This is a genomic window from Rhizobium sp. S163 (genome assembly GCF_030380805.1).
Lineage (GTDB): Bacteria > Pseudomonadota > Alphaproteobacteria > Rhizobiales > Rhizobiaceae > Rhizobium.
Genome location: NZ_JAUDSA010000018.1, coordinates 1,137,840 through 1,155,077, shown reverse-complemented (window position 1 = coordinate 1,155,077; position 17,238 = coordinate 1,137,840). Strand labels below are relative to the sequence as shown.

Here is a 17,238-nt window from a genome sequence, read left to right as displayed (position 1 = left end):
GGGAAACGCCTATTTCAGGGGAAAGACGAGGGTGACGGCGAGACCGCGATTGGCCGCCGCATCCGGGTCGGTATCGCTGAGTTCCAGCTTGCCGCTGTGCAATTCCATCACCGCTTCCACAAGCGAAAGCCCCAGGCCCGTGCCGGGCTTCGAACGGCTCTCGTCCAGGCGCACGAAGCGCTTGAGCACGTCCTCGCGCTTGTCGGCAGGGATGCCGGGACCATGATCGGCGACCTGAAGGCAGATGGCATCGGGACGGCGTGTCAGCCGCAGCGAGACTTCGCCACCCGCCTCCACACCCGCCGAATACTTCACGGCATTGTCGATCAGGTTGAAGATCGCCTGGCCGATCAGTTCGCGGTTGCCCTGCACCTCGATGCCGGGCTCGATATCAGTGGTCATCGCAAGGCCCGCCTCGTCGGCCACCGGCTCGTAGAGTTCGGCGCTGTCGGCGACGATGGCCGAGAGGTCGATGGTCGACATCTCGGCGGCCACCGAACCGGCCTCGACGCGGGAGATCATCAACAGCGCGTTGAAGGTGCGGATCAGCTGGTCGGATTCTGAAATGATCCCTTCCAGCGCCACGCGGCGGGTATCGGCATCCGGCGTATCGATCGCATCGGCCGCCTTGTTGCGAAGGCGCGTCAGCGGCGTCTTCAGGTCGTGGGCGATGTTGTCGGAGACCTGGCGCAACCCCTCGTTCAGTTTCTCGATCCGGCCGAGCATGGTGTTCAGCGACACGGAGAGGCGATCGAACTCGTCACCGGAGCCGCCGACCGGCAGGCGCTGCGAGAGATCGCCGGCCATGATCTTCTTGCTCGCCGCCGACATGCGGTCGATGCGCTTCAGCGCGTTGCGGCCGATGCCGAACCAGATGATGACGGCGCCGAGACCCATGATCGCCAGCGCGACCATCAGCGCCTGCCTGACGAGCGCGCGGAACGCTTCCGGCTCGCCGAGGTCGCGGCCGATCAGGATGCGCAGGCCATTGTCGAGCACGTTGATGTTGGCGACCGCCATATGCGGCTTGCCCTGCCCGCCCTCCGAGTAGCGTTGATAGCGAAACGGCAGGCTGGTCCAGCCCTGCTCGTCGAGCACGCCCGGCTGGACGGAAGCGACGTTGCCGGCGAGGATGTCGCCCGAGGGACCGGCAATGATATAGAGATTGGCGCCCGGCTGGCGGGCGCGGCGCTCCATGGTCCTCAGCAACAGGTTCATGCCGCCATTGTCATAGGCGCGCTGAACCTGGTCGACCTCCTGCTGCACCGCCTCGCGGATCTGGCTGGTCAACAGCCGCTCGGACATCGCCGTCACGTAAAAGACGAGCGTTGCGGCGCAGATGGCGAAGAGCAGGATGTAGAGAGCCGAAAGGCGGACTGCCGTGGACTTGAAGAGAACCCAGAAGCGGTTCATCCGTCATCCTTGATCATGTAGCCGGCGCCGCGAATGGTCTTCAAGAGCGGCAGGCTGAAATCCTTCTCGATCTTGGAGCGCAGCCGCGACACATGCACGTCGATGACGTTGGTCTGCGGATCGAAGTGATAATCCCAGACGTTTTCGAGCAGCATGGTGCGGGTGACCACCTGGCCGGCATTCTTCATCAGATATTCGAGCAGGCGGAATTCGCGCGGCTGCAGCGGGATTTCCTTGCCGCCGCGGCGTACTTCGTGGGCGAGACGGTCGAGCTCCAGATCGCCGACGCGGTAGACGACGTCCTGATCGGGCGTGCCCTTGCGGCGGCCTAGAACTTCGACGCGGGCCAGAAGCTCGCTGAAAGCATACGGCTTGGGGAGATAGTCGTCGCCGCCGGCGCGCAGGCCGGTCACGCGGTCGTCGACCTGGCCAAGGGCGGAGAGAATGAGAACGGGGGTGTGGATGCCCTTGCGGCGCAGCTCGGCGATGACGGAAAGGCCATCGCGGCGTGGCAGCATGCGGTCGATCACAAGCACGTCGTAGGTGTTTTCGGTCCCCATGAAGAGGCCGCTTTCGCCGTCGCTTGCATGATCGGCGACAATACCCGCCTCACGAAAGGCTTTCGTGAGATAGGCCGCCGCTTCCAGATCGTCTTCGATGATGAGAATCTTCATGCGGCCGACATTACCCGCCGGCTGTGTTTCGGCAAGGCTCAAAGCGTGATCGTCTTGCTGGAAGGTCATTGTCGTCACCTGCGATGGGTTGACCGGAAGAGCCGCGCGAGCGCGCGACCCTTCAATTTTGATCCGGAAACCCGGGGCGCTTAGCCCTGGTTTTCGACCGGAAGGGCGACGAAGCGGCTGCCTTCCTTGGACTGGATCTGGAACAGCGCGCGGGTGCGGCCATCCTTCTTCGCCTGGTTCAGCACCTTGACGACGTCGTCGGCGGTGGAGACTTCCTGGTTGTTGACCGAGGTGATCTTCTCGCCTTCCTTGATGCCCTTGTCGGCAGCGTCGGAGTTCGGGTCGATGCCGGTGATCTGCAGGCCCTTGCCGTCATCGGCAGGGCCGACCGTCAGGCCGAGATCGGCGAGTGCCTTCTCGGATGCCGGGGTCTGTGCTTCCGGCGCCTGATCGCCATCATCTGTCGAAGCCTGCTGCTGGTCGGCCGGCAGGGTGCCGAGCTCAACCGTCACCGGCTGGGACTTGCCCGAGCGCCATACCGACAGCTCGACCTTCTTGCCCGGCGTCATCGCGCCGATGCGACGGCTGAGGTCACGGGCGTCCTTGACGGTCTCGCCGTTGACGGCGGTGACGACGTCGCCAGCCTTGAGGCCGGCCTTTTCACCCGGCGTTCCGGCCTGGGCGTTGACGACGAGCGCGCCGCTTGCCTCAGACAGGCCAAGAGAGTCGGCGATGTCCTTGGTGACCGGCTGGATCTGCACGCCGAGATAGCCGCGCGAGACCTGGCCGTCCTTCATCAGGTCGGCCACGACGTCCTTGGCGGTCGAAGCGGGGATCGCGAAGGCGATGCCGACGCTGCCGCCCGACGGCGAGAAGATGGCGGTGTTGATGCCGACCACCTGGCCGCTGAGGTTGAAGGTCGGGCCACCGGAGTTGCCGCGGTTCACGGCTGCGTCAACCTGGAGATAGTCGTCATACGGGCCGGAGCCGATATCGCGTCCGCGGGCAGAAACGATACCTGCCGTCACCGTGCCGCCGAGGCCGAACGGGTTACCGACGGCAACCACCCAGTCGCCGACGCGGACGTTGTTGTCGTCGGCCCAGTTGACGTAGGTGAACTTCTTGCCCTTGCCGTCGACCTTCAGCACGGCGAGGTCGGTGCGCGGGTCCTTGCCGATCAGCTTGGCGTCGAGCTCGGTACCGTCCTTCATGACGGCGACGAAGGCCGCGCCATCGGAGACGACGTGATTGTTGGTGACGATATAGCCATCTTCGGAGATGAAGAAGCCGGAGCCCTGGGCGACGGGGCGCAGACGACCCTCATGCTGGCCGGGGCCTGGAGGATGCGCGCCGGGAGGGCCACGGCGGCCCTGCTGCTCGCCGAACTGGCGGAAGAACGGCTTCAGGGCGTCGGGGAGATCATCGAAGCCACGACCGTTGAAATCGAAGGAGAAGCCATTGCCATCCTCATCCGATGCCGGCTTGACGCGGCTTTCGACGCGAACCGAAACGACGGCGGGCGAAACGGCATCAACGACATTGGCAAAGCTCGGAACGGATGGTGCCTCGACCTTGACCGCTTCGGCATAGGAACGCGTGATTTCGAGGGGGACACCGGTCGCCAGGACGGCAGCGGCAAGACCGGCAACGGTCGAGGCCTTGAGCACGGTCGACAGTGACGGAGCTTTGATAGTCTTCAGCATAGACGCACCTTCTTATATTTAAATCCACGGGACCGGCGGTTACCGGATCGGTCGATGGATGAAGATATAGGACGGCACACCTTACTGCGAACTGTCCGAGGCATGAAAAATTCGTAATGTCCGAATTCTTCCGCCTGGAGCCTACTTTTTCAGTAGCTCGCTCAAACGCGCCTGCTCTTCGCTTGTCAGCGTCGATCCGGTCGGCTGGCCGGCATAGCGGCGGGCGAAGACGACGAGCGACAGGCCGCCCAGCAACGCGAGCAGGATCGGAGCCCCCCACAGAAGCAGCGTCTTTGTCTCGAAACGCGGCTTCAGCAACACGAACTCGCCGTAACGGGAGACGATGTAGCTCATGACCTGCTGGTCGCTGTCGCCATCGGCAATGCGCTTTCGCACCAGCAGACGCAGGTCCTTGGCCAGTTCGGCGTTGGAATCGTCGATCGACTGGTTCTGGCATACCATGCAGCGCAATTCCGCCGAGATCGCGCGCGCCCTGCTCTCGAGCGCGGGATCTTTCAGCATCTCGTCCGGGTTGACGGCGAAGGCCGGCGCTGCGGATGCGATCAGGAAGAGGGCCAGAAGGAAGCTACGCATCATTCGGCCGGCTCCATGACAGGCTGCAGCGGCTTTGCCTTGCGACGTGGCGCGCCGACGCGCAGGCGTCGGTCGCTGAGCGAAATGAAGCCGCCAAACGCCATGACGAGCGCACCGCCCCAGATGCAGAGAATATAGGGCTTCCACCAGATGCGCACTACGATGCCGCCGTCATCGGTCGGATCGCCGAGCGAGACGTAAAGCTGGCTTGCGCCGAAGGTCAGGATGCCGGCTTCCGTTGTCGGCATCTGGCCGGCGGTGTAAATACGCTTTGCCGACCAGACGTCAGCCACCTCGACGCCACCCCTGCCGATGGTGAAATGACCGCGATCCTCGGTGTAGTTCGGACCGGTCGCCTCGCGCATCCCGTCGAAGCGCAGCGTGTAGCCGCCGGCATCGGTCACCTCGCCCTGCTTCATCTGCAGCACGTGCTCGGTCTGGAAGGTGGAGACGGCGACGATGCCAAGCACCGAGATGCCGAGGCCCGCATGGGCGAGCGCCGTGCCGAAGGCGGAGCGCGGCAGGCCCTTGAGGCGGCGCCAGGCAATGCCAAGAGGCTGCTTGCCGACGCCGGCGCGGTACCACAGGTCGGCGATGGCGCCGAGGACCAGGAACAGACCGGCCGCGAGACCGAGAACCGACATGACCGGGCCGCCATGCTGGAGATAGAAGAACAGGACGGCGGCGACGAAGGCGAGTGCGGCAACCACATAGAGCCGCTGCAGGGCGCCCAGCAGATCACCGCGCTTCCAGGCGAGCAACGGGCCGAAGGGCACGATGACCAGAAGCGGCGCCATCAACAGGCCGAAGGTCATGTTGAAGAAGGGCGGGCCGACAGAGATCTTGTCGCCGGTCATGGTTTCCAGAACCAGCGGATAAAGCGTGCCCGTCAGCACAGTGCCGCAGGCAACCGTCAGGATCAGGTTGTTGACGACGAGCGCTCCTTCGCGCGAGATCGGCGCGAACAGGCCGCCGGCCGTCAGTCTCGGCGCGCGGAAGGCGAAGAGCGACAGCGCGCCGCCGATGAAGAGCAGCAGGATGCAGAGGATGAAGACGCCGCGCGAGGGGTCGCTGGCGAAGGCGTGCACCGAGGTCAGCACGCCCGAGCGCACCAGGAAGGTGCCCATCAGCGACAGCGAGAACGTCAGAATGGCGAGCAGCACGGTCCAGATCTTCAGCGCCTCGCGCTTTTCCATGACGAGCGCCGAGTGCAGCAGCGCCGTGCCGGCGAGCCAGGGCATGAAGGAGGCGTTTTCGACCGGATCCCAGAACCACCAGCCGCCCCAGCCGAGCTCGTAATAGGCCCAGTAGGAGCCCATGGCGATGCCGAGCGTGAGGAAAGTCCAGGCCGCCAGCGCCCAGGGGCGCACCCAGCGCGCCCATGCGGCGTCGATGCGGCCTTCGATCAGCGCGGCAACAGCAAAGGAGAAGCAGACGGAGAAGCCGACATAGCCGAGATAGAGCAACGGCGGATGGATGGCGAGGCCGATGTCCTGCAGGATCGGGTTCAGATCCTTGCCCTCCGCCGGCGCCGGATCGAGGCGCGCGAAGGGATTGGAGGTAAGCAGAATGAAGAGCAGGAAGGCCACCGAGATCCAGGCCTGAACCGAAAGCACATTGGCCTTCAGCGTCTCGGGAAGATTGCGGCCAAAGATGGCGACCAGCGCGCTGAAGAGAGCCAGGATCAAGAGCCAGAGCATCATCGATCCCTCGTGATTGCCCCAGACGCCGGAGTATTTGTAGATCAGCGGCATCAGCGAGTGCGAGTTTTCCCAGACGTTCTTCACCGAGAAGTCAGAGACGACATGCGCATAGGTCAAGACGCCGAAGGAGAAGGCGACCAGCGCGAAGAGGACGACAGAGCCGATCGGCCCGACATCCATCATCGCCTGGTCCACGCGCCGGGCGCCGATCAGCGGCACGAGCGACACGATGATCGCGGTGGCGAGCGCCAGAATGAGAGCGTAGTGGCCGATTTCGATGATCATTTCGCCGCCTGTTCGTCTTTCCAGAGCCCCTGCTGTTTCAGCCTGTCGGCGACATCCTTGGGCATGTATTTCTCGTCGTGCTTGGCAAGCACGGTATCGGCGGTGAAGACGTCGCTGCCGCTCTCGAAGGTGCCCTCGGTCACCACGCCCTGCCCTTCGCGGAAAAGATCGGGAAGGATGCCGGTGAAGCGGACATGGACCAGATCGCCCGAGGCATCGGTCACGGCAAAACGCACCGTCGAGCCTGCCCCCCTCACCACACTGCCCTCGCCGACCAGGCCGCCGAGGCGGATACGGGTTCCAGGAGGGACCGGATTGCTGGCGAGATCGGCCGGCATGTAGAAATAGGCGACCGAGTTGCTGAAGGCGAACATCACAAGCAGAACGGCCGCGACAATGAAGCTCATTCCGCCGCCGATTACCGCAAGGCGTTTCTGCTTGCGCGTCATTGCATCGTTCCTTGTGTCGCCGCTGCGTCCGCGGGAAGACCGAGTTCGTGGGCGAGTGCCACAAGCTGCTTGCCCTTCTCGCCATCAGCGGGGAAAGCCGTCAGCCCGCGCTTCAGCGCCGCCGTCGCGCGGTCCTTGTCGTTCAATACCATATAGGAGCGGACCAGCCGCAGCCATCCGTCGAGATTGTCGGGGTTCTCGGTCAGCTTCGCGTCGAGACTGTCGACCATGCCGCGGATCATCTGCTGACGATCGCCGCTGTTCATCTGATCGGCCGCCGCGACATCAGCCTGCGTCGGCCCGCCGAGCGGCGCGGCTGACGTGGGAGCATTGCCTGCCGCCGGTGTGCCGCCGTTCTTGGCGATATGCTCGCTCACCAGCGGCATCCATGGCGCGTCGGGCGGAGACTGCTTGGCGATCGCCTCGAAGCCGGCACGAGCCTCGTCGGCCTTGCCCGCCTGTTCGAGGCCGAGCGCGATGTAGAAGCGGGCGCGTGGGTTTTCCGGCTCCAGCTTCAGCGACCGCGTCAGCACATCGCGCGCATCGTCGGTGATCACGCCGCTCGAGGCGGCAATCAGCGTTTCGGCCAGCCCATCGAGCCGGGCCGCCGTTTCGCCGAGCAAGCGGATGGCGTTGCGGTATGCGGTTTCGGCGTCGGCGATGCGCATGGTGTTGAAGTAGATCGGCGCCAGGATGTCCCAGCCCTTGCCGTCATCCGGGTTCTCGGCGAGATGCCGCTCGGCCTTGGCGACAAGGATCGCCATGTCATTGCCGGGATTCTCCAGGCGCGCCTCGAGAGGCTGCGAGGGCAGATCGGGTCTGCCCATTATGATGTAAAGACAGAGCCCCGTGAGCGGCAGGAGCATCAGCACGAAGACTTCGGCAGCGCGACGGTATCCGCGCCCGGCCTTGGGAGCAGCAGAGGTCTCTGCGCTCGATACTGCAAGCAGCCGACGGCCGATTTCAGCGCGGGCGTATTCGGCTTCCTCGGCGGAGATCAAACCACCGGCGCGGTCGCGGTCGAGCTCGGCAAGCTGGTCGCGGTAGACGGCGGTTTCGCCGGCACGGCTATCGCCGGTCGCCTTCGAGCCCCGCAAAAGCGGATAAAGCAGAAGAGCGGCAACGGATGCCGTCATCACGGCCAGGAGAATCCAGAAAGTCATGATCGCCAATTACTCGAAGCGCGGGATCATTCCAATATGCAAAGCCGCGATGACGATGATTTGAAGCATTTTGCAGCTGTCGCAGACAAGAAGCGACCGGGATCGACTAACCCAGTGGCGACCAGCTGCCGTTCTCGTTGCGGCAGGCCGAACCGCGCGCCAGGGTGTCCTTGCCGTCGACGGTGAGCGTGTGGGTGTACTGGCGGCAATTCTGCGATCCGACCTGATAAGGAGCCGCAGCCACGACCTTGCCGCTGACATTGCGGCCGCTCCACACGACCGGTTGGCCAACGGCGGCGCCTTCCAACGCGCGATACTCAGCTTCCAGCGCCCGCTGCCGGTCGCTGTCGCTCAAGGTCACGCCGGTGCGGCCGACGATACCGCCCTGCAGGGCTTCGATGATGGTGGCGGAGGCCGATGGCTTGCGGCCGCCGAAAAGGCCGGATGAGGCGCCGCTCTTCGTCGTCTGGCAGCCGGTCAAAGCCATGCATGCCACAAGAGAAAGACCAATTATGCCTTTTGAGCTAGGTATCATTCAGTCGAACCCGAACCAAGTGTCAAACGCGCCACAGGTGCAAGCCGCACCCCGCCTTAGGCCGAGGTAAAGCATGCTATGCAAATGTCTTTCTGGCATCAAGCCGCCCGTCACGCAACATCCTTTGTGACACCGGGAAGAATAAGGCGCGCCTTCAGCCCGCCCCACTCGCCGCGCGACAGTTCCAGCCGGCCTTGATACTCGTTGGCGATCTCGGTGACGATCGACAGGCCAAGGCCAGTGCCAGGCTTGCTCTCGTCGAGACGGCGGCCGCGCTTCAGCGCCTCGCGGATCTGGTCGGGCTCCAGGCCCGGGCCATCATCCTCGACGATCACCTCGACCCAGTGGCGGCGGGCGCTGCCCTCCCCGCCTTTGACGTCATCGGGGGCTTCGGCGACCGAAAGCCTGACCTTGTGGACGGCAAAGCGCGAGGCGTTTTCAAGCAGGTTGCCGACCACTTCCTCCAAGTCCTGCTGCTCCAGCGCCACGGCCAGATGCGGCGGGTTGACGACGAGGTCGAATTCCTTGTCGACGTTCAGGCGGCGCATGACGCGCACCAGCCGTTCCAGCGCCGGCTCGGCGTCGGTACGGGCGAGCACGGATTCGCGCTGGGCGGCAATGCGGGCGCGGTTGAGATAGGATTGCACCTGGCCCTGCATCGATTCCGCCTGGCTCTTGACGAGCTCGCCATGCGAGCGCTCCAAGACGCGGGCTTCGTTGAGCAGCACGGCGATCGGCGTCTTCAGCGAATGGGCGAGATTGCCGACCTGCATGCGGGCGCGCTCGACGATGCGGCGGTTGCTGTCGATCAGCGCGTTGACCTCGTTGGCAAGCGGCAGGATTTCGCGCGGGAACTCGCCCTTCAACTGCTCGCTCTCGCCAGCGCGGATGCGCTCCAGTGCGGCGCGCGCCTTGTCGAGCGGCTTCAGGCCATAGAGAATGGCGAGCGCGTTGACGATCAGGCTGCCGACGCCGAAGCCGGCAAGCGCGAGATAGAGGCTGTGGGAGAAGTTGCGGACGTCGTCCTCGACGACATCCACATTGCCGGTGACGCGAAAGCGCGCGGCGCGGCCATCGGTGTCGAGCACCACTTCGGTCTCGGCGACCTGGATACGGTTCTGCGAGGTGTCGGTGACCTGGTAGTAGCGCTCGTAGTTCTTGTCGAACGGCGCTTCCAGCACGGAGGGAACGGGGATGGTCGTGGCGCCGAGCGATGGCGAGACCAGCGGCGGGGCCGTGTAGGTCCCCAGCGGCTCGACCATCCAGTACCAGCCGGTCTTCGGCTGGGCGAAGCGCAGGTCACCGAGCTGCGGGCTGCCCGACAGCGCGCCCTGATCGCCGATCGCCACCGAGTTGATGACGTTATAGAGCTGCGCGCGCAGAAGATCCTGAAAGCCGCGCTCGGCGCTCTTGCGGTAGAGCGTCGAGATCAACAGGCCGATTACGACAAGCGCCACGGTCGACCAGATCGTGGTCAGAAGCAGGACGCGTGCGGTAAGAGACTTAATTCGCATTGGTCGGCGCTTGGATGCGGTAGCCGAGACCGCGCACCGTTTCGATCAGATCGACGCCCATCTTCTTGCGCAGGCGACCGACGAAGACTTCGATCGTGTTGCTGTCGCGGTCGAAATCCTGGTCGTACATGTGCTCGACCAGCTCGGTGCGCGACACCACCTCGCCCATGTGATGCATGAGATAAGCCAAGAGCCGGTATTCGTGCGAGGTGAGCTTCAGCGCGACGCCGTTGACCACAGCCTTGGAGGTCTTGGTGTCGAGGCGAACGGGGCCGCAGACGATCTCGGACGAAGAGTGGCCGGCGGCGCGGCGGATGAGCGCGCGGATGCGGGCCAGAACCTCTTCGACGTGGAACGGCTTGGTGACATAGTCGTCGGCGCCAGCGTCGATGCCGGCGACCTTGTCGCTCCAGCGGTCGCGAGCCGTCAGGATCAGCACCGGCATGCCGCGACCGGCGCCGCGCCACTTTTCCAGAACGCTGACGCCGTCGAGTTCGGGCAGGCCGATATCGAGGATGATCGCGTCATAGGGTTCGGTATCGCCGAGGAAGTGCCCCTCCTCGCCGTCGAACGCCTGATCGACGACGTAGCCGGCCTCTTTCAGGGTTTCGCTCAGCTGACGATTCAGATTGACGTCGTCTTCGACTACCAGGATGCGCATCGGTCCGCTCTACTCCGCTTTATGTCTTCGATGTCTAAATAGGGCGATTCTGCCTACATCGGAACCTTGACGGTTACTTTACGCGGTCGCTGGCCGTTGCCCTGGACGAGCACGGTGATGATGCAGCTGTCGCCGGAGGGCTGAACGGAGAGCAGCTGCCCCCCGGTCTTCTCGACAACCTGCTGGGCGGCTTCACTGCAATCGCCTGCTACACGCACCAAAAGGTTGTGCGCATTATCCGGTGAGGGCGACGGTACCGTCAGCCAAACGGCCAACGCTGCGACGCTCAGAGGAGAGGCCATGTGCTATGCTTTCAATGGATACCAACTTGACCTGACTATGTACTCAGGAGACCTGAATGGCAAATGAATGCAAGGTAATGTCGGGTGCTTGGGGGTGTCTCGGAGCATGCCGCAAGGCACCCGACAGCGCTGCTGTGGCCGGAAAGGCACGGTTGGCGGCGGCATTCGCGCCACCGTGCCGCTATCGCCTATAGACTCAAGGCTTGATCGCGGACTTCGCCGTCACCCGGCCATAGACCGCGAGCAGACCACCCAGCGCGCCCGCGATGTTGACGATCGCATCGACGATCTGAGAGCGGTCGCCGGATGCGATATCCACACCCGTAAAGTGCAAAGCCGAAGCGAGGATCGCAACGACCGCGCCCCAGATGGTCTTCGAGCTGTACCAGTTTTTCAAATCAGGCATCGTCCTTCTCCTTCGGTTGAAATGTCACGTCTGAAAGCTTGCCCGCGCGGGCAATCCCAACGGCACGCGCTCGCCAAGCTGGCGCACCGTCACCGCAAGGCTCGTCTGTCGCTCGCCGAAATCGAGCACCTCGCCGGCGAGCGGATAGGTCCATTCCGGCGTCCCGACCTCGACGGCGCGGACCACCGTGTCAGCGCTGTCGAGTATCTCGACGCGGTAACGTTCGAAGGGCTCGTCGAGCGGAATGTCGGCGCCGGTCCAGCCGTCGGCATTGTCGCGTCCGCGCCGGGTCCAGGAGATCACGGCATCGCCAGCATCCGTGCGCCGGCAGCGCAGATGCACCGGGGCGAGCGGCGTCTCTGCGCGCAGGCCGCCCGCGAACACGAACGGCCCCGCCATGGCAAGCGAACCGGCCGCCTCGGCGATCCAGTTGAGCGACAGGCCGGCCTCGTCGCTGCGGAGGCCAAGCGGCTCGACCGCCTCGTCGAGCAACACGACCGCCGCACCCTCGGGGCTGCCGGACGCCATCGCATCCTCGGTGCCGGCAAGCCCGCGCAGCAAGCCAGTCAGCCGCCAGCGGCCTGCCGCGATCTCGTCGGCCTGCAGGAAGGACAGGATTTCCCAGACGCCACTCACCGAGCGCACCGCCAGCCGATTGGCGCCGTTCAGCACCGCTATCTCGGCCGCCGAGGACAGTTCGCCATAAGCGAGATCGACGATCAGCGGCTCGGACCAGTCGAAACGGCCGGTGACGCCGCGTGCCAATGCGGACACAAGAGTCCCCATCGTTGCCGGACGGTCGAGCACCACCCTGCCCCGATATCCCTCCGTCGTCGCCGATGACGACAGGCCGACGGTGCGCCACGGCTTGGCGAAGACCGCGCCCCGGGCGAAGCTCATCGCCGCCTCGCCGTCGAAGCGCGGCAGATCCATGAGATGGACCAGCGGTTTGAACAGGTTCGACGCGGTGCCGCCGCCATTGCGGCCGTCGGTCACGGTGGGCGGAGCACCGCCCGAGGATGGCGCAAAGGCCCGCGCCTCGATGCGGCGGGCATCACCATCCTCGATGCGCGAGACCAGGAAGCGGCCATCGGGACCATCCGCGAGCGAGACGACATCGCCCGGCTGTACATCGAGCCGGCCCGGCGCCAGCGAGAAGCGCAGCGAGCGGCGAGCAATTCTGACGTCGCGCAACAACGCCTCGGCCGCATCGAGCGCCGTCTCTTCGGCAAGCACGGCGGGCAGATCCTGCTTGATCAGCCGGCTCGTCGCCTGCCCGGCGCGATGCGAGCGGGCGCTGGCCTGCTCGTAGTCGAGGTCGGGATTGTAGAAGGTCATCACCGCCTCGGCGGCGAAATCGCTGTCGTGGCCGCGGGTCTCCTGCCACAGCGGTTCGTTCTCGCTGTCGACGAGCGTCTCGATCGGTAGCGCCGGCAGGCTGGCGCGTGTGCGCGAGCGGAAGCGCAGCAGGCCGGCATCCTCGAAAGCATCGATCTGGAACGCCTGCAGCAGCGGCTCGATCAGATCGCGAGCCGAGCCGAGTTCGCCCTTGACGTAACCGATCAGGTCGCCGCTCACCTCGGAGACGTCGAAATCCGAAAAGCCATGGTCGCTCAGCACCGCCGCCATGATATCGGCCAGGGTGCCCGCGCCGAGCCTTCCGTTCAGCCAGTGCCCGGTGCGCCAGTTACCGCCATCGGACCATATATCCGTTGCCAGCGGAAAGGCCGGGAACGGCCGCGCATCCCAGCACCAGACGAAGAGATGCGAGGGATCGACCATGCCAGCGGGCGCATCATCGCCGGCCCACCAGAGATGGTGCGCCTCAAGGAACCTGCGCTGCATGCTGTCCGAGCGCATGCCGGTAGAGAAATACGGCGCCCCGCTTTCCACCGACTTCGGGTCGGCGAAGACATTCGGCTGGTTGGCGCCCTTGTCGACCGCGCCGCAGCCGAGTTCGGTGAACCAGATCGGCTTGCCCGACGGGATCCACGCCGTGGGCGCCGCACGCTCGGCACCGCCGATGCGCTCGTAGTGCGGATTGGCCCACCAGGCGGCGATGTCCTTGTAGCGGAAGACCCAGGGCTTGCCGGCGAGCCCATCGGTGATCGGACTGCGCTGCCGGGTTTTGCGGGCATCGTCATCCGCGTAGTACCATTCGAAACCCTCGCCGCTAGTGATCGCCGCCGTCAGCGCATTTCGATCATCGGCAAGGCGGAAGCCGTCGGGATTGGCGCTGGCCAGATCGTCGTCACGCCAGTCGGCGAGCGGCATGTAATTGTCGATCCCGACGGCATCGATGTCGGGCGAGGCCCAGAACGGATCGAGATGGAAATAGACGTCGCCGCTGCCGTCGGCCGGATGATAGCCGAAATACTCGCTCCAATCGGCGCCATAGGTGATCTTTGCTGCCGGCAAGAGCGTCCTGACATCGCCCGCCAGCCGCACCAGCGCCTCGACGAATGGAAAGGCATTGCCGCCATCGCGCAGTTGCGTCAGGCCGCGAAGCTCGGAGCCGATCAGGAAGCCATCGACCCCGCCCGCAAGGCGCGCCAGTTGCGCATAGTGCAGGATGAACCGCCGGTAACTTTCCTCGCCACCATGATAGGCCACATGGCCGCCCGCAATCGTGAAATCGCCGGCCTGCGCATTGCCGGCGAAGGCCTGGACCTGCCCGCGCGCGGCAACCGTCCGATCGGCGCTAGCAGGCCGCCCCGGCGCTGGATCGCAGGTGATGCGGCCGCGCCAGGGATAGGACGCCTGATGCACGCCGCCATAGGGGTCGGCAAGCGCGTTGTCTGCGGGAATATCCATCATCACGAAAGGATAGAGATAGACCTCAAGGCCACGGCTCCTGAGATCGGCGATTGCCGCCAGCACGCTGGCATCGTCGGGCGTTCCGCCATAGGCCGGGCCGCCATTGTTGCGGCTGACGAGATGGGCCGCGCCGCGCGCGATGCCGGATACCAACCACGGCGTGCTTTCCTCGGCACGGCTCGCCACCTCGACGCCGGGCACCACGCGGCATTGGCCTGCGCGCAGATCGGTGCCGAACCACGCGACGACGAGCGCCACACGCTCGAGATTGGGGCAGAGCGCCATGAGCTCGTCGATCGAGATATCCCAATCGCTCGTGCCGCGCAGGCTGTTGCGGTTGAGAATGCGGGCGCTGCCGGCAGCTATACTCTCCGAGACCTGCGCCAGCTGATAGCCATGCTCGGTGGCGCCGGGGATGATGCAGACGGCTTTTATCTCATTTTCCAGCTCGCCGACCGATCTCACGACCTCGAACTGCAGCAGCGGAATGCGGTTTCCGTATGCATCGAGCGGCAGCCGCTCGAAGACGACATAGGCAAGCCCGCGATAGGCCGGCGCGTTGCCCGCTCCCTGCTTGGCCTCGATCAGCGGATCGGGCAGCTGCGCCTCGTCGCCGCGATAGACGCGCATCTCGATCCTCGTCAGATCCAGCTCCTTGCCATCGGCCCAGACGCGCCTGACATGCCCGATCGGCCCCTCCGCCAAGCCAACCGCAAGATTGGCGAAGTAGCGGAAGCTTTCGACGCGGGTGCCGCCGGTGGCCTTGCCGCCCTGCCGCTCGGTGGTCACCTCCTCCTCGAAGCGCGTTGCCCAGATCAGCGTGCCGCCGACGCGTACGCTGCCATAAACGCGGTTGATCGCCGTACCCTCGTCGGCGCCGGGAATGCGGGCGCTCGACAGATGTGTGCCGCGCACGGTGGAGCGGCCGTTGATCAGCGCGTGATCGACGACGCTGCCGGCAAGAGCGCCGGCCGCGCGGCCGATAATGGCGCCGACAGGGCCGAAGACGCCGCCGAGCGCCGCGCCTGCGGCCTGAAAAAGGAGCGTTGCCATCTATCTCTCCGGAAAACGAAAGACGCCCGAAATGCGCCGGCGCCAGCTCGGCACCAGCGGCGAGGTCACCGCCGCCGCCTGCTCATATGCATGGATGAACTGCCGCTCGCCCGAGAGGATACCCGCATGCTTGGCGGCGAGCTGCGGGCGCCAGCGAAACAGGAGCACATCGCCGGGCCTCGCCTCGACAAGCGGCAGCGGCGGGCCGAAATGCCGGAGTGCGGCCTCCATTAGCCGATCCCCGCCGCCGCGCTCCGCCCAATCGGGCGCATAGGGTGGCGGGCGCTCCGGCTCCTGTCCGTAAAGCTCGCGCCAGATGCCCCTGATCAGCCCGAGACAATCGCAGCCGACGCCCTTAAGCGAGGCCTGATGCCTGTAGGGCGTGCCGATCCAACCTTCGGCCAGCCGCAGCACTTGCGTTGAAATGTCGGTCATTTGAACAGCGCGCTCCCGTCATGAAGGGTCTCGCCATCGGCATAGGTGTAGGCGAAATCGGTGCCGGGGATGTGCGGGAAACCGCGAAAATTCAGGTGGTTGGCGAACTTCGCTCGACAGGTAGAAAAGGCCTTATCGCAGCCAGCCGTGAGCACGACGCGGTCGCCCGCCCGTGGCGTGGCCTCGAGCGGCAGCCAGAGCGTCAGCTCCAGCAGATCGTCCTTCACCGCATGCGTCTCGATCTCCAGCCGCTGGCCTTGATTGCCACCATCGAGAAAGCTCAGCACGCCGAAACGGAAGAAGCCGTCCGGCACGACACTGATACCCGAGAGCATAAGCCGGCTGGCATCCCCGACCGCGACCACCACGCCTTCGGCGCGCATCGCGGGTGCCGAGAGATCGACGCCGCATCTGGTATCGCCGAGTGTCGCGTCGCAGCGCCTGCCATAGACGCGACCCTGCGGCTCGCCGAGGCGGCTGGCGAAGCTGCGCAACTCCGCCTGGAACTGGCCGGCATCGCGCGTGACATCGCCGATTTCCTGCACCTTCAAGAGCATATTCTGCTCGGGGTCCGCCCAGTTGACGAGATGGACCTCGACGCGGGCGCCGTCATAGCGGCCGCGCGTCAGGTCCTCCTCGGTGATCGCCGCGCTGGAGAAACCACCGGCGACATCGCTGGTGGCGGCCGGCAATCCCGCCTCCTCTTCCGCGGCACTGGCGGAAAAGCCGCTCGCCGCCAGGAAGGTGGTGCCCGCGAAGGTCAGGTCGTGATCGTGTTCGGTAAACCCAAGCACGACGCCATCGCGGCGCGTTACCCGCCAAGCGTGGCAGAGCGTCGTGGCGTCGCCTGCAAGATGCGCGGCGAGCGCGTCCGGAATATGCCTCATGGCACGATCTCCATCAGCGGAATGGTGGGAATGCGCCCGGCATTGAAGGCCGAGAGGTTGACGTCGATGCGCCCGGTCGCAAAGCGCACCGGCACGTCGAACAGGAACCCGGCCGTCAGCGACGCGCCCTCCGGTGGAACGGCGTCCGCCGCGAAGGTGACGATGCCGGTCGTGGCATCACAGGCGAAGGCGGACGACGGCTGCGGCACGCCATCCACCGCGACGACGACCGAGCCCTCGACGGGCTTCTCAATCCGGCGCGTACTGCTGGCGCCGGCATCGCCGTAGGTCTTGGCGAGCGGGAACGCGACGGTCACCCCGTCGCCGATGCCGATCGGCTGGTCGCCGCGTCCGATCTCGGCGCCCGGGCGTGTCGAGGTCCAGTCGATCGGATCGCGGAAGCGGAAGCCATAAAGCTCGCCGCTACGGGCCTCGAAGAACTCCAGCACCTCGTAGAGATCCGCCACCGAGCGCAGGCCGGAGCCGGCGTCATAGCTGCGCCGCGCATCGCGCCAGCGGCTGTTGCGGCTTTCGAGGCCGTTGGAGAGATTGACGATATCGGTGCGCCTGACCGGCCCGCCGCTTGTCGACAAAGACAGGCGCAGCGGAAAGCGCACCTCGTGGAAACCAGACAT

At 65.2% G+C, this 17,238-nt stretch carries 16 protein-coding genes; all 16 read right to left on the bottom strand.

The features are described 5' to 3' along the window. Window positions 1–9 precede the first annotated feature (9 nt). The 16 genes from QTL96_RS21420 to QTL96_RS21345 all read right to left on the bottom strand — a co-directional run bounded on the left by QTL96_RS21420 (window position 10) and on the right by QTL96_RS21345 (window position 17,238). Window positions 10–1,413 carry an ATP-binding protein gene (locus tag QTL96_RS21420; RefSeq protein ID WP_289729093.1) on the bottom strand — a complete coding sequence of 468 codons (1,404 nt, stop codon included), beginning with the start codon at window positions 1,411–1,413 and terminating at the stop codon, window positions 10–12. Further along, window positions 1,410–2,087 (bottom strand): response regulator transcription factor, encoded by a 678-nt coding sequence (locus QTL96_RS21415; RefSeq protein WP_156144896.1) that lies wholly within the window; start codon window positions 2,085–2,087, stop codon window positions 1,410–1,412. Before QTL96_RS21415 ends, QTL96_RS21420 begins: the two co-directional genes overlap by 4 nt. Before the next feature lie 149 nt (window positions 2,088–2,236). Continuing rightward, window positions 2,237–3,799 carry a Do family serine endopeptidase gene (locus QTL96_RS21410; protein ID WP_113199226.1) on the bottom strand — a complete coding sequence of 521 codons (1,563 nt, stop codon included), beginning with the start codon at window positions 3,797–3,799 and terminating at the stop codon, window positions 2,237–2,239. A gap of 141 nt (window positions 3,800–3,940) precedes the next feature. Further along, window positions 3,941–4,396 carry a cytochrome c-type biogenesis protein gene (locus tag QTL96_RS21405; RefSeq protein WP_289729092.1) on the bottom strand — a complete coding sequence of 152 codons (456 nt, stop codon included), beginning with the start codon at window positions 4,394–4,396 and terminating at the stop codon, window positions 3,941–3,943. Continuing rightward, entirely contained in the window at window positions 4,393–6,381 is a 1,989-nt protein-coding gene (locus QTL96_RS21400) for a heme lyase CcmF/NrfE family subunit (RefSeq protein WP_289729091.1), read from the bottom strand. The genes QTL96_RS21405 and QTL96_RS21400 overlap by 4 nt, the downstream gene beginning before the upstream one ends. Continuing rightward, on the bottom strand, window positions 6,378–6,830 hold the full coding sequence (gene ccmE / locus QTL96_RS21395; RefSeq protein WP_018898871.1) for a cytochrome c maturation protein CcmE: 453 nt from the start codon (window positions 6,828–6,830) through the stop codon (window positions 6,378–6,380). The genes QTL96_RS21400 and ccmE overlap by 4 nt, the downstream gene beginning before the upstream one ends. Continuing rightward, the gene (ccmI, locus tag QTL96_RS21390; RefSeq protein ID WP_289729090.1) at window positions 6,827–7,993 is read right to left on the bottom strand and encodes a c-type cytochrome biogenesis protein CcmI; all 1,167 of its coding nucleotides are present in this window, start codon (window positions 7,991–7,993) and stop codon (window positions 6,827–6,829) included. The genes ccmE and ccmI overlap by 4 nt, the downstream gene beginning before the upstream one ends. A 106-nt stretch (window positions 7,994–8,099) precedes the next feature. Next, entirely contained in the window at window positions 8,100–8,528 is a 429-nt protein-coding gene (locus tag QTL96_RS21385; RefSeq protein ID WP_112943716.1) for a hypothetical protein, read from the bottom strand. Between the two features lie 110 nt (window positions 8,529–8,638). Then, a complete protein-coding gene (locus QTL96_RS21380) occupies window positions 8,639–10,042 on the bottom strand; it encodes a HAMP domain-containing sensor histidine kinase (RefSeq protein ID WP_289729089.1) in 1,404 nt (467 codons plus the stop codon). Next, window positions 10,032–10,703: a response regulator transcription factor gene (locus tag QTL96_RS21375; protein WP_018898875.1), complete on the bottom strand. Its 672-nt coding sequence runs from the start codon at window positions 10,701–10,703 to the stop codon at window positions 10,032–10,034. The genes QTL96_RS21380 and QTL96_RS21375 overlap by 11 nt, the downstream gene beginning before the upstream one ends. 53 nt (window positions 10,704–10,756) lie before the next feature. Next, window positions 10,757–11,005: a hypothetical protein gene (locus QTL96_RS21370; protein WP_289729088.1), complete on the bottom strand. Its 249-nt coding sequence runs from the start codon at window positions 11,003–11,005 to the stop codon at window positions 10,757–10,759. Between the two features lie 196 nt (window positions 11,006–11,201). After that, a complete protein-coding gene (locus QTL96_RS21365; protein WP_018898877.1) occupies window positions 11,202–11,411 on the bottom strand; it encodes a hypothetical protein in 210 nt (69 codons plus the stop codon). A 24-nt stretch (window positions 11,412–11,435) separates the two neighbouring features. Continuing rightward, the gene (locus tag QTL96_RS21360) at window positions 11,436–15,281 is read right to left on the bottom strand and encodes a glycoside hydrolase/phage tail family protein (RefSeq protein ID WP_289729087.1); all 3,846 of its coding nucleotides are present in this window, start codon (window positions 15,279–15,281) and stop codon (window positions 11,436–11,438) included. Further along, complete coding sequence (locus QTL96_RS21355; protein WP_289729086.1) at window positions 15,282–15,716, bottom strand: NlpC/P60 family protein; 435 nt, start codon at window positions 15,714–15,716, stop codon at window positions 15,282–15,284. It abuts the gene before it with no gap. Beyond that, window positions 15,713–16,603, bottom strand: a complete 891-nt coding sequence (locus QTL96_RS21350; RefSeq protein ID WP_289729085.1) for a DUF2163 domain-containing protein — start codon at window positions 16,601–16,603, stop codon at window positions 15,713–15,715. Before QTL96_RS21350 ends, QTL96_RS21355 begins: the two co-directional genes overlap by 4 nt. After that, window positions 16,600–17,238 (bottom strand): DUF2460 domain-containing protein, encoded by a 639-nt coding sequence (locus tag QTL96_RS21345; protein WP_289729084.1) that lies wholly within the window; start codon window positions 17,236–17,238, stop codon window positions 16,600–16,602. Before QTL96_RS21345 ends, QTL96_RS21350 begins: the two co-directional genes overlap by 4 nt.